The sequence below is a fragment of the Legionella birminghamensis genome (assembly GCF_900452515.1).
Classification (GTDB): domain Bacteria; phylum Pseudomonadota; class Gammaproteobacteria; order Legionellales; family Legionellaceae; genus Legionella_C; species Legionella_C birminghamensis.
Genome location: NZ_UGNW01000001.1, coordinates 1,938,602 through 1,952,497 on the forward strand (window position 1 = coordinate 1,938,602; position 13,896 = coordinate 1,952,497).

Genomic DNA, 13,896 nt, shown 5'->3' on the forward strand with positions numbered 1-13,896 from the left:
AGACTGATATTCTAAATAAGCTTGGTGTGGGCCCCGCGGTCGCAGCCGCGGGGATTCGGAGCGGGGAACATTTGTGTAGATATCTATGGAACCCGCGGTATTCGCCGCGGAGATTCGGGATGGGATGCACCGCGGGGATTATCTGACCCACGCCTTGCATCAAAAAAAGCACAGCGCCCCGTCATTCCACCAGGGCTTTGCCGATTTTTTATCGCCAATGCCGATTCAAGGCAAGTATTCAAAACAGAAGCATTCGCTTTGTCCTTCTTTTTAGATGAGGAAATTTTCTTCAATTGATCAATGGTCAAATCGTCTTTTGCCATATCCACTGTCTTGGCCATTACAGGACTTAAGCCTTCGATTAGCTCGTCTGCAGTTGGCTTGCCTGAAACCGCAGTAGCTAATTGAATCGACTTGCTGATTGTATTCTGCAAGCGGCTATTGCCAAAAAAGTGTAATGGTTTGAAAGCCTGTCGGTTAGTTGCAACATCCTGCTCGGCAATTTCAATCTGGATTTCAGATAAACACTTAACAATGGCATCTGTATTTTCAGCTCTATTAATCTCCTCTTTAATGGTTTTTACCCAGGATTTCCGGCTAGCATTAATAAACCAGCTGCATTCAAGATACTCATTTAAAAGACTCAGAGTAGCTGCCCTCACCTGCTCGGTTTCCTGCTGACAAGAAATGTTGGCAAGCGCATGAAATGTTAATAAATACCCCTCATTGCACGCGATTTTGCTTAATTGGCTTTCAAAGCCAAACCAGCGTTGTGCAAAGCTGGTCTCTTTCGTGTGATTTTGTAAAAACTCACTGATGAATTCTTTATGAGCCTCTACAATGACTTCCTTTGTAAGTTTGCAAGTTACCAGATACTTCGCATACTCCTGGGTAAGTTCAAAATAATTATTTTTTTGTAAATTAGAAAAAAGTAAAGCGAGCTTTTTCTTCACTTGCGCCCTGGTTTCCTCAGGATTTTCATTTTCTGAAGTGAATTGAAGCATTTGATAGGCAATATCAACCGGAGGTGTACACTCTTTCAGTTCAAGGGGTTTCTCATAAACATAATAACTTTCCCTGATAGGATAACGACTATCCAAATGTGTTTTTAACCCATCAATCGTAACTACCGGTACTGATTCTATTACCTCTCTTCCCATCATTTGCTGAAACGCAACTAAAACCTCATTCAGAAATACCTCTTTATTGTAGGAGGAAGTGTGCCTAATTTCTCTGAAACGAAACTCGGTCATCGAGCTGAAATCAGCCCATGCCTCTCTATAGAAGCGAGTCTTCCCATGCGTAAATTGCTTATCAGAAAGCGCTTCAATCCTGCTAAAAAAATAACCAATAATATCATATAGCTCTTCATTAACATTTCTTTCCACAGCAGCAGTTGCATCAAGCTCAGCCTGAATCGCTTCAATAGATTTTCCGCCTAACTCGCTTCTATTGAAATAAAAATGCACTTCGCCAGCTGAGCCCTGCCGCCCTGTTCGTCCGCTCTTTTGTCCCATCCCCCGAACTGAGTCGACGTAGGTATGCCAGACATTCAGACCAATGTTTTTGTTGTAGTGAATATCAGTGTTCCTACCCAGGGCAGAAGTTGAAATGGTAATCATTCCAGGAAGCCCGGCATTTTTAATAAAATCTTCCTCCCTTCCAATACCGGTATATAACTGAAGGGGAAACGCTTTAGGATTTTTTGCCTGCAAGGCATTGAAAAACCTTGTAGCGGTTTCAATATCTTTAAAGAAAACAAGGCTAGGGGCTGTATTTTCATTCAAGTCCCTGGCAGTTAAATCCTGCATTAACTGAGCAAATTGTGTTTGCTCATTTTCGTAAAACCGGGGAGAAAACCAGCTCAGTTGCTGTTTTTGATGAGGAACTGCTTTTCCAAATTCGAAGCCATACTTTGAGGTTTGCTCTTCCACTTCAGTTGTTGATCCCACTGTTCCTGAAGACCCCCAGATATACCCCTTCTTGCGCCGATACCTATCGATAAAATTCTTATTATTGGACGAGATAATGGTTTTATGAAGCGGTTCGATGACGAACTCTTCGCTGTTACGCTCCTTATTTAGGCGCGCGTACAAAAGTTGCTGCATTCCATTACCAAAAACGGAGTCTGGACTGGTTTTACCATCCTTCATCAGAATTTTAGTAACCCGGGAGCGAAACTCAACCCCATTAATCAGTTTCTTCTCATATCCTTCCGGGATCACATAGTCAAAATTTTCTTTTAATAAAAAATTAACGCTAAGCGCTGATTCCAGCCAGGACAAATATTGATAATCATTTAATTTATCCACAAACCTGACTGGTTTCTTTAACTCCATGCCTTTCGCTTTCAGATACACTTTGAGGTTATCAATATCTTCTGCGGCAGTAGTTTTTGAGTTGTCCAGAAAACCGCTTTGGGTTACAAATTCATTAATGGCATAGTAAATCCATTCCTGTCCATAACTTATGCCGCTCCCATCTGGGGTAGCAAGACGATTAATTACGCGGTTATTTAGTATGGAATCATCCGATTCATTCACTACCAGTGAAACACGCGTATCTTCTGACTCGATTTCAAGCCCCTGCACCTTGCACTTTGCAAAGAATAATGAAAGTTGGGCAACGGTGCTGAAGTTCACTCCGGCAGTTTGAAATGAAGTGGTCGAAGATATAGAACTAATTGCAGTTTCCGAACAGGGAATGCCGAGCAGTTGAAAGAATGGACCATAATTCACAATATCTCGTTGGGCATCCACCAACGAAGAAGTTGTAACATCAACCCGGTCAGAATCTAGCCATAACAGAGCGGCCTTCATTGAGTCGGAAAGGCTTTTTCCTTGTCCGGTATCAATATTGGAGATAAAATCCCCCTCATGCATCATCGCATCGATTAGGGCGATAATCTGCGTCGAATAAGGGAACTCCCCTGTTGCACGGTACATGGCTTCACGCATTAATCCCAAGGCCAATAAGCGCTTCTGGAAGGGACTAACCGAAGCAATAGCGCCTCGCTTTAAATCAAGAAAACAATGCTGCAATTCTTTATTACTTAATTCTTTCGCCGCCTTGTTATTATAAACCGGCAGCTCCTTACCAATTGCGTTAACAAACAGGAAGGACTCCATTAACTGCTTGCGGTATTGGTAACGATATAAACTGCCATTCCCTAGATCTTTGGATTTATTAATAACCCGCTCTACCTCTGAGATTGAAAATTGCGCTGACAAATCGCGCTTCCCGAAAGGTGCCCGTTCAAACGCCAGAAGGAATTGCTCAAAAGGCTGGCTTTTATCGTAAACTTCGAGGGCATTGAGCAAACAATCTGCGGACACGGGAGACGACTGGTAAAGGCGATGAAGGCTCTGCACGTGTTCTGCCGGTAACTGGGCGAGTATTGTGACCAGTCGGCTGTAATCTACTCTTTTCTGACCACTAGCCGGCAAACGGCAAAGCGCATGTCCCCAACTGATAAGGGCCAACACCCGGGTTCGAGTTTCAGGTTCAATGGCCCTTAACTCCTCTAGTAAACCATCCAGTTTGTTTACACTGATTAATTCTTTCAGCAACAGGCTTAATTTCTCACGCGGCTCTATAATGTTTTCGCTGAACTGAAGGATTTCAATGATCGATTGATAAGGTATTGATTGGCTTAAAACAAGCTCCAGAACGGGATCCCGGTTATTTTTTTCATAGGCGCCGGTAAGGCTGGTAAGCAATTGATCAAAATTGATATCAGGATTGGCGATGAATAATCGGGTAAATGCATCAAGGTACTGAGAAGGTACACAATGCCGATTGAGCACCCCTAAATGATTAAGTAGCGCCAAGGTCTTTGCTTTATTCCCCAGCAACTGATTATCGATAAACAAAAGCTCAAGCAAAGATAAAAAATTTCTCTGCGGCATTGTTATCAGCAGATTTAACAATACAAACCAGGTTTCATAATCAATTTTTGAATAATCAATCTTTTCAAATAATGCTGCAAATTCCTGTTGGCACTCGTTTACAAAGGGATTTTTAGCTATTTGGCGGAAGAGCCCAGCGAGCCTGTTCGCTTCGTTATCAATTTTATTTACTTTTTCAAAATTAGAGTACTCACTGAAATCAGGCGTTTGACTTATTTTCTGTCCAATTGTGTTTAGCAACCGTTCTTCGTCAGAACTGGCAAATGCATTTTTGATGATTAGTTCTACAGTGTCTTTAAGCACTTTTTGGAACAGGACTTTTCCCGCTACTGCAAGCAAAACACCGACTTCACTCCATAAAGGATTTAAAATCTGCTGCAATTCGGATATCGAACGCGCACTGTAATATTCAGGATCTCGAAGAGCCGGTGCAGCATTTTTCACCTGCTGTAATGCCAGGATAAGATCAATCATTATTGCTTTAAGATCAGCATTATCCTTAGTGAGTACGGCGGGGAGCTCTACACCCAATGAAAATTCATATTTCTGTAAAATGGATTTGACCTGCTGATTATCAAAAGATTGGAGCTTATCGATTTCAGCAAAGGCAGAAAGAAACTTATCGTAGCTAAACCATGAGCGCGCCTGTAAAATCATTTTTATTGCGTACTCAAAATTATTGGGCTGTGGTTGTTCGGCTGCTTTATGAAAATATTCCCTGACTTTCTCAACTTTTTCTTTCGCGTTCCTATCTTTCCTGGCATGGAAATAATGAGATTGTGTGCTGCTATTAACCAATCCTGAAAATAACAGCAGATCATCACGATAAACTGCAGCAACCAATGGATCCTCTGCAAGAAGTTCTGCTGTATCCAGCGCGTAAAGAAATGGCCATTTAGGGTTAGTATGCTTCATGCGATATTCAAAAAGCTTGAAAACAGCAAATTTATTTAGTTTTAACTGATGAAGCAGCTTGGTAATACACTCCGTTTTACTTATTCTCAGGCCTTCAAATTCTGCGGAATTCATTCCTGATATAGACTCAAAAAGCATCGCCCCTTCTGCTTCATTAAGCTTAACGTCCAAATGATAAAGCTCATTTAACAACTTCATTCCCTGGATAATCACTTCAGGATGTATGACCGCACGATTTAGGGTCGTCAATAGTTTTTTTAATGGAGTATCTCCCTTAAACCTTTCATGGGAAACCAGAAATAATGTCGTTAACAGTTCGGATGATAAACTGATTTCCTCCCAATAATTACTGGAGAAGTCATCAAATTGCGCTTTCAATGAATGAACGGTAATCCCTGATGACTGCATTCCTATCCAGCGAAGTGCCAAAGCATAAATCTGTTCTTTTGAGAAGCGGACGGGTTTTTCCTCACAGACAAGATTTAGGTGCTCGCCTTCTGCATGATAGAGCTTATAAGGAGGAATGAAATCATTTCCGCAGTAAGGGATGGCAAGACCACTGGCCCTTAGAGCGTTTAAATCAAGCGGTTGGGGCAACTCATTTTCACAATTAATCAGCCACAAATTTTTGGAGGATTTCGGGTAAAACCCAATATCATATTCCTTGCTAAGAATGTACTTATCTAGCAGTGATTTAAAATCAACTGGATAGAACGAAAAATTAGGATTGAAAGGCCTGGCATCGCGCTGTTCTGGATCATAATGAAAACGCATAGCGCGGTGGACTGATTTAAAGCCCTCATATCGGGCAGCGTAATAGGCCTCATAATTTGTTAAACAAAGTCCCTCCAAACCTTTGAACTGATCGTCCAAATCACGGGCATTCTTGAGAATGAACAATAATCTCTCCATATAAACACGTGGATGCCCCCCGTTGGGAGTACTCCAGTCAGCATTAATGCCTTCAATACTTACTTTTTTCTCCAGGCAAAGAATTTGTAAGGAACTCCAGAACATTTCAAAGGCAGTCAGCGTTTCACTCAAATCATGTCGGGATGAGCCGGTATTTTCGAGGAATTTTTTAAAACAATTCAATTTCGTTTTATCATAATGACTCATTTTCTCAAGACTTTGAAAGAAGCACTTTTTATTATATAAATGCTCCCATTGCGGGAAATGAGTTAAATAATTCTGAATAATAAATTTCAGCAAGCCCGGGGATTTGGAAGTACTTCCCCTTAGATCGTTAAAAAAAGAACTTACCCCCGTTTCGCCATGATAAATCCATAAATTAATCAAATGCCCAGGTGTTGAATAAGGTTTTCCCTGGGGGCAAAGCATTTCAGAAATCTCAGGATCATTAATCCATGCCCTGACGTCTTCTTCATTCAATTGCAGATCATAAACAGCTTTTATACTTAACTCAGCGCTTGTACCAGGAGGGGTCCAGCTATTGACCTCTTCCTTTTCAAGCAAAGGATCAAAATCCAGAACCAATTCACCAAATTGAGTTTTTTTTAATAAAAAACCATGGGGTAAATTTTCTTTATTTAAACTCGCCAAAGCAGGTAGATTTTCAGCCAGTTGCTCAGCTGCAAGCGGGCTCACAAATTTGATTGCATGAGGCAGATTGGCAAATAATTCGGTGCGTAATAAGTTATAAAGATGATTGCTTATCTGGGCACTGCCAGTTACTTCCCTTACAATATTGGAATACTGGGGCTCTTTGAACTCATCAAATCCAATTAATCTTCCTGAATAAGCCTGTATCTCCTGGGCATCTATTTGTGCTTCAGCGACTTCTTCATAAACAGTTTGTTGCTCTGTCGTTTCTACATGCTGGATTTCAGCATGGATATATCGGGAGCGATTTTCTGCTTGCAGCTTATTTTGTCTGATTAATTGCTTAAGTTTAATTTCCCTGGCGATAGGATCATCGGCATCCAGGCTTCTTCGGCTGCCTGGATTCCGTGGAAGAGGCGCAACAAAATGACGATTTTTTTCCTGGATATTGGCAATAATGATAGACTGAAAAGTTATCAGAGAGAATGTGTCTGCAGGGCTAATGTGAATGGGATACTTTACAGCAGGAGCTATCTGCTGGTTCAATTGCCGTGTCACCGCAGCTGCATCAGCAATCCTTTCTGGAAACACGAGTTCCAGACTAAAAGATTGGACATCATTTAACCGGCTAAGACAATCCAGAAAATGAGGGTTATCAAGCATTTGCGGATTGATTTGCAGAGATAATTTTGCAAAAGGAAATGGCTTTTCCTGTTTGATGAATTCCTGGAGCTGACTCAAATCAAGATCATTCATTATTTTTTGTACAGTCAGATGCAAAGGGAAATTACTACTAGCCAATGCCTTTAATTGTTTCTCCATTGTTATTAATTCAGTGTCACTGATCTGTACTTTTTTTAGCATTGCAGCCATCCATAATTCACAAAGAATGAACATTATAATTTATGCGGATTTTTTGTTCAATCACACAAATTGAATGATACAGTGGCTGCGATGAATGACTGTTCCTATTCCCGTAAATATTCAGTCTAAACTTTAAGAGGGAAATCATAAAAGCAAATAAAATGAAGCAAGCTTTGTTGGAACTGGAAATATTAAAAAGTGACAAGTTGAGAACCACCATCTTGATAGCGGTTTTTGCCAGCCTCTCCTTAATGTGGGCCATATTTATTATTTTTTATCCCCAGGAATATGACAGAATTATGTTTAAACTCCCGGCAATTTCACTACCGGGTGCTTTAGCCATAGTCGCCTGCTATTTTATTTTTATCCGACAAATTATTTCCGGTCATATCAGACAACAAAAACCCTTGTCCCCTGTATTCCGCTACTTTACCGCTTTTTTTGAAGTCAGTATTCCTACTGTCGCAATGTTAATCATGTCCCATTTCCAAACTCCGGTTTATATACTCTTAATGCCCCCTGTTCTGGTCTATTTCATATTCATCATTCTTTCTTCATTAACATTAAATGAATGGATATGCCGGTTTGCCGGACTCGTTGCGGCGATTGAATACGTAGCCCTTTCCCAATACACACTGTTTTCCACTAATCTTGAACATATCGATCCGCTTCTTACCAGCTGGTATACCTTCGTCGCGCGGGGAGCTCTTTTATTTATCAGTGGAATAGCTACCGGCTTTATTACGTCTCAAATCAGGAAACAATTAGGCAGAGCATTTGAAGCGCAGCAAGAGCGCGAGAGAATTGAAAGTATTTTTGGCCAGCATGTCTCCCCTGAAGTGGTGGCAAAGCTGCTGTCCAAAAATGCCAACGCCAGTGAATATATTCCTGTTTGCGTCATGTTTCTGGATATCAGGAATTTTACCCATTTCACGGAGCAGCACGAGCCCGCTGTTGTGGTAGGTTATTTAAATCAGCTCTTTAAATACATGGTTGAAATTATCCATGATAATAAGGGTATCATTAATAAATTTTTAGGTGATGGTTTCATGGCTGTATTTGGAGCCCCCCTTTCAAGCGGGAACGATACGGCCAATGCAATTCAGGCAGCACGACAAATAATTGAGCGAACATCAGAAGAGATAGAACAGGGTAATATTCCAAATTTCAGACTGGGAATAGGCTTGCATTTTGGCTATGCCGTAACAGGCACAATTGGTACCGAAAGGCGCCTGGAATATACTATTATGGGAGATGTAGTTAACTCAGCAGCGCATATTGAACAATTGAATAAAATATATAATACCACCGCGCTGATATCTGAAGATGTTCTAAAAAACCTCAGTTCAATCCAGGCTGAATTTATTGGCAATGCGACACTTAAACACCGCGAAGCGCCCGTTAAACTCTATAAATTGGTTTAATAAACACCTTGATACGCTGCCGGACAATGGGCAACGCATCAAGGCGTAATAGCGCTAGCTACGGCTTTTTCGCATAGCCATGGCCATGAATATATAAGCCCAGCCATCGACCATGAGCTCAACCGAAATAAAAAGACCAATGACCCATAAACCGCTGATTGGCCATTGCATAATAATCATCGTTCCCAGGGCGACAGCAATAATTCCAGCAAGAATCATGATCCAGAATGAAGCCCCCCTGAGAGTTGAAGCCATGATGAAGCGGCTAAACCCTATGACAATTAATACACTGGCTAGCATCAGCGTAATCAGGCTGGAAGCCAGGAGAGGATCATAGATTACCAGGCTCCCGCCAACAATATAGAGAACAGCAATAAAGGCATGCCATACCACTGCCCGCCAATGCTTTGATTTGAAAACATCGACAATCTGGGAGCAGCCGGCAATGATTAAAATAATGCCCAGAAATAGCATGCTGGCTAAAGTCAGCCCAATTACCATGCCCCAGCCTATTGCACCCAGCAGGACAAACAAAATACCCAAAGCCAAAAGCCATCTCCAACTTCGGCTTATTTCGTTCACTTCCCTGATTTCCTCTTTCCCTGTCGCCATAAAATATCCTTGTTAATAGTGGTCATTCGCGAGTCGAAGTAAAGGGCATCGCTGCCTTTACTTCATATCCTCTATGGAACAATAGCACAACTAATGGAGCCAGAGCCATGGTTTAAAGAAGCCATCGCCTGTGTCATATTAACAACCGGAACTGCTATGGGTGAAGCCCAGGGCAGATTCAGGCCAGCCGGAGGCGGAACGGTAGGCGGTACTGGTGTAACGCCAATTCCTAACTGACCTACAGAATTAATCCCCCAGCACATCATTTCGCCGGTAGAAAGAACAGCGCAGGCATGAGCCAAATCACTACTGATATCCACAGCTGGTGCAGTCAGACCCTGAACCTGCGTAGGTGTTCCACTGCTAATTGGTGAGTTCCCATCACCTAACTGGCCCACGTTATTCAATCCCCAGCAATGAACCGTTCCATCGCTTAGCAAAGAGGAAACATGCGCTCCGCGGGCGGAAATTTCAATGACATTGGACAAATTCACAACAGTAGAGGGCGATAAAACATTTCCTCCTATCGAACCATTGCCCACTTCGCCATTGCCATTGGTTCCCCAACACTGTACGGTTCCATTGGTTAAAAGCACACAACTCGTTAGGGACGCTAAAGAAACCCGGCTAGCCGTGGTAATACCGGGAACCAATCCGGGCGTTATATGAGGATTGGTTGTACCATCCCCTAGTTGCCCGAATGCATTGCTTCCCCAGCAAGCGACTTGACCGGTTGCCAGAACGGCACAGGTATGATCTAAACCTGCGCTGACAGCGACAGCATTCGTTATGCCCAGCACCGTCACTGGTGTAAAACGATTCGTTGTGGTTCCATCTCCCAGCTGACCCGCACCATTTGCACCCCAGCATTGAATGGTCCCATTGGATAAAACCGCACAGGCATGTGATTCGCCGGCACTGAATGTCGTGGCGGTGGAAATCCCTGAAACAAAAACAGGTACCAGTGATCCGCCTGGCTGTCCCCAACCCAAGTCACCTGAGAAATTACTACCCCAGCATTGAATGGCGCCAGTCCTTAAAAGAGCGCAAGTATAGGAAGAGCCGCCGCTGATTTCCTCGGCATCGGTTATACCCACGGCAAAGGTACTCGGCATATTAGAAGAGGTGGTGCTTCCATCCCCTAGCTGGCCGGAACTATTTAATCCCCAGCATTGAACACGTCCGGAAGGGCTGATTTCAATTGAAAGCGGCAAGGGGCTATTTACAGCATTAGTACCGCTTGCTGCAATATTAAAAGATGCGCTTATGGGTGATACAGGAATCGAATAGCTCACATTACAACTACTGGCAGCAGCAAGGGAGCCCACGCAACCATTAATAAAATAGCTGCTATAAGGAGCTGGAATAGTGACTTGCAGATTAGAAATAGGACCATTGCCGGTATTCTGTAAGGTAATCGCCCCGCTATTTCCCGGATAAAACTCCAGGCTGCTTACGGCGACGCCATTCTGTGTCCAGCGGAAATTGCCCTGCCCTGGCACAGATGAAACAGACACATTCAGCATGTCAAGCTGACTTGGTCGTGAGCACAGAAACGGATCTGGCGTATTATTGCCTGGCCCCATGGTTTTACAGACCACTGGACCGTCATGCACCCCTGCTGGAATAACCTGGCTGCCATTAACTATTAAACTTAATACACAGCTCTGTCCGGGATTCAAAAAAAATGGGGTGCCGCAAGTGCCCCCATTAACCACTTGCTGAACACCGTTGATTGGCTGCATCGTTAATAGCCGGGGAACACTGGTGTTATTTCTGACCAAATAACTGATTGAAGCAGAACTGTTAACAGGAATCTGGACGGTCGTTGGGGTAAGAGGGGAAAAGCCAAACTTGGGAATCGCTGCAAACGCATACTGGGAAGGAGCAATGCCGATAACAGCACTACACAGCTTCTTTTTATTCATGCATTTATCCTTAAATATCCGTGAAGAATTTACCGCTGCATAGCTTAACTTAACAGCTGAAAAACAAACAGCCCGTGACAAAAATATAAAATAGAAGAATTCAAAATTTAATTAGGTGACTTATTGTTTGACCACACTGCAATAAAGCGGCAACTCCTCGCTTTTGAGATAATTATTGATTTCAATAAAGGTTCGCGCAGCTCTTTTAAGATCAACATCCTGAGTGTTTTTATCCAGGTAAATTTTACCCCGTTTACCCAAATGGCGATGCGAAGCCAAGGCTTTTCTTACGTCCAGATTATTGATAAACATTTGCCCTCTTTGCTCAACTGATACATTACGAACCGCTTCTTCGATTCGTTCCGCTTTGGCATTCTTTCCAATAGCAAACCAGCTGCCTGCCCCTTTGCGTAAATTAGAAATGGCCATCGAAATGGCTTTATATTCCGCAGAGTTTAAGCTTTTTAAAACAGATTCCAACCGATTTTTACACTCTTGCAAACCTGCGATTGCTTTTGCCTCATTGATCAATTGCTGCTGCTTAACAATAAACTGAGTCATCAGCTTATCCTTATCGCCCCCCACTCTCTCTTTCTGAATTGAATGAATAAGACTGCGGCATTCTGATTGCAGCTGCTGGAATTCCTGTTCGAGACTTTCTCCAGTTATTTTCGATATAGATTCCTGTCGGGTATCTTTATTCATCAACAGCTTTTTTTTCAGACCTTGCACCATGGTAACAGCCTGCGAGAAAATCTTTTTTGCTGGTTCCTTCTTGTTATTCATTACAGGTTCGATGTTAGCCTTATATGGAGGGTGGTTATCCTTTAACTGTTTTGTTTTACAATCAATCGCCAGGATCAATTTCCTAATTGACTTTGCCCTGGACACGCTAAGATGCTGCTCCTGCATAATTCGTTGCAGTATTATTTTTAATTCCAAAAGATCCTGGTAGTACATCTCGGGATGTTTATTTCTCGACATTTTCTTTAAGAAAATTTTGAGCTCTAATTTATAGTTATCTGCCTTGTTTTTTCTTGTCGTACTAAAAAAGTATCTGAATGCTTTATTAAACTGCTTCTCATCCTGTTGGGATAAAGCATCGAGATTCTGCAGCCATTTCTCGACAGGTTTATGGGTGAGACGTTTCTCTCTTAAATCACTGATTGGCTTTATTAATAATTGGAGTTTCTCGCGGATATTAAAATTGACCAGCACATTGATTTTCTTTAGTCGTTTCATAGTGACAAACCCTTAAAGTTAGTCATGACTACATGGTCGATGATGAACCAACATGTATTATTAAAAAATCAACACGGCATTATCACATCTATTAAGTTTTTATAGATTTCTTTAAAAATATCAAGGCTCTGAAATAATGTGATAATGTTATAATGATAGCAGCAAAAAAATATTTGCAATTATTTTTTACTTTTAACAGGGAAATACATGCTAAAAAAACAGCAGATTATTTTCTTCTTTAGCTTCTTTCTGGCTTTCACTGTTTTTTCCAGAGGAACAATTGAATCTCAGCTTCAAGCCATTCTCAACAAGGATCTTGATGCTTCAACGCCAGGAGCGGTTTTGCTGGTTTCGAGCCCGGAAACAGGCTTAATGATTGTCGCAGCGGGTCAATCCAATCAGCAAACTCGGCAAAGTATGCATACCGATAATAATTTTCGTATTGGTAGTATCAGCAAAACCTTTCTTGCTGTGGTCGTATTGAAATTAATTGAAGAAAACAAATTAAGTCTCGACAGCAAAATATCTACCCTTCTACCGAATACCGTGGATATTAATCGCATTCCTAATGGTCAACAGCTAACCGTCAGAAATTTATTACAGATGCGCAGCGGAATTCCCAATTATGTAGAATACGAGAGCTATTATCGATTAATTGAGAACATGGTCGGCCATCAATGGAAGCCCGAGATGCTAATTGAGCTTGTCTACGACAAAAAACCGAAATTTCCCCCAGACAGCTCTTACGAATACAGCAATACTAACTATCTATTACTCCAACTGATTGTTGAAAAATTAACTGGACATTCTTATGCCGATGTGATCAAAGAACGAATCCTTATACCCTTGGAAATGAAGGGTACCTATGTAGAGCAGAATGATGCCGATACACTGGGTTTATCAACCCGAGGGTATACACTCGCAGAAAAACAGCTTATCGATGTAACCTACCTTAATGACGGTTTTGGCTTGGGAGATAGCGGCATGATCAGTACTGTAACTGATTTACACCGGTTTGTGGCTGCCCTTTTGCAGGAAAAAACGCTGCTGTCATCTGCCTCCTTGAAAGAAATGCTCAGTACCAAGGATGATTATGGCCTTGGCATTTACCGTGAGCAAATTGGCGATGAGTGGGCATGGACGCACAATGGAGCAACCTCGGGATTTCAGGGCGAGTATTATTACTTTCCAAGAGAGAAACTAATTATTGTTGTGCTGACTAATTTTTTTGATACGGAGATCATTGACAAGATCGTGTATGACAGCTTTCAACTATTCAGCCGGCAACGATAACCCGGCTGAAAACCCAAGTCTCTACACAAATGTTTTCCCCGTCCGAATCCCCGCGGCGCCGACCACCGAATCCCCACGGCACCGACCGCCGTATCCCCGTGACACCGACCACCGAAACCCTGCGGCACCGACCACCGAAACCCCGCG

Annotated in this window: 6 protein-coding genes; 2 read left to right on the forward strand and 4 right to left on the reverse strand. The window is 42.3% G+C overall.

The annotated features are described in order from the left end of the window. Window positions 1–83 precede the first annotated feature (83 nt). Window positions 84–7,250: a hypothetical protein gene (locus DYH42_RS08265; protein WP_058522651.1), complete on the reverse strand. Its 7,167-nt coding sequence runs from the start codon at window positions 7,248–7,250 to the stop codon at window positions 84–86. Between the two features lie 161 nt (window positions 7,251–7,411). On the opposite strand from DYH42_RS08265, the gene DYH42_RS08270 reads away from it, so the two are divergent. Next, window positions 7,412–8,674 carry an adenylate/guanylate cyclase domain-containing protein gene (locus DYH42_RS08270; RefSeq protein ID WP_058522650.1) on the forward strand — a complete coding sequence of 421 codons (1,263 nt, stop codon included), beginning with the start codon at window positions 7,412–7,414 and terminating at the stop codon, window positions 8,672–8,674. Window positions 8,675–8,728: 54 nt separating this feature from the next. Here DYH42_RS08270 and DYH42_RS08275 read toward each other — a convergent pair whose 3' ends face one another. The 3 genes from DYH42_RS08275 to DYH42_RS08285 all read right to left on the reverse strand — a co-directional run bounded on the left by DYH42_RS08275 (window position 8,729) and on the right by DYH42_RS08285 (window position 12,456). Next, window positions 8,729–9,286 (reverse strand): HdeD family acid-resistance protein, encoded by a 558-nt coding sequence (locus DYH42_RS08275; RefSeq protein ID WP_058522649.1) that lies wholly within the window; start codon window positions 9,284–9,286, stop codon window positions 8,729–8,731. Between the two features lie 71 nt (window positions 9,287–9,357). Next, on the reverse strand, window positions 9,358–11,214 hold the full coding sequence (locus DYH42_RS08280) for an RCC1 domain-containing protein (RefSeq protein ID WP_058522648.1): 1,857 nt from the start codon (window positions 11,212–11,214) through the stop codon (window positions 9,358–9,360). A gap of 120 nt (window positions 11,215–11,334) precedes the next feature. After that, entirely contained in the window at window positions 11,335–12,456 is a 1,122-nt protein-coding gene (locus DYH42_RS08285; protein ID WP_058522647.1) for a hypothetical protein, read from the reverse strand. A gap of 207 nt (window positions 12,457–12,663) precedes the next feature. Here DYH42_RS08285 and DYH42_RS08290 point away from each other — a divergent pair, with 207 nt between their 5' ends. Continuing rightward, complete coding sequence (locus tag DYH42_RS08290) at window positions 12,664–13,749, forward strand: serine hydrolase domain-containing protein (RefSeq protein ID WP_058522646.1); 1,086 nt, start codon at window positions 12,664–12,666, stop codon at window positions 13,747–13,749. The last annotated feature ends 147 nt before the right edge of the window (window positions 13,750–13,896 follow it).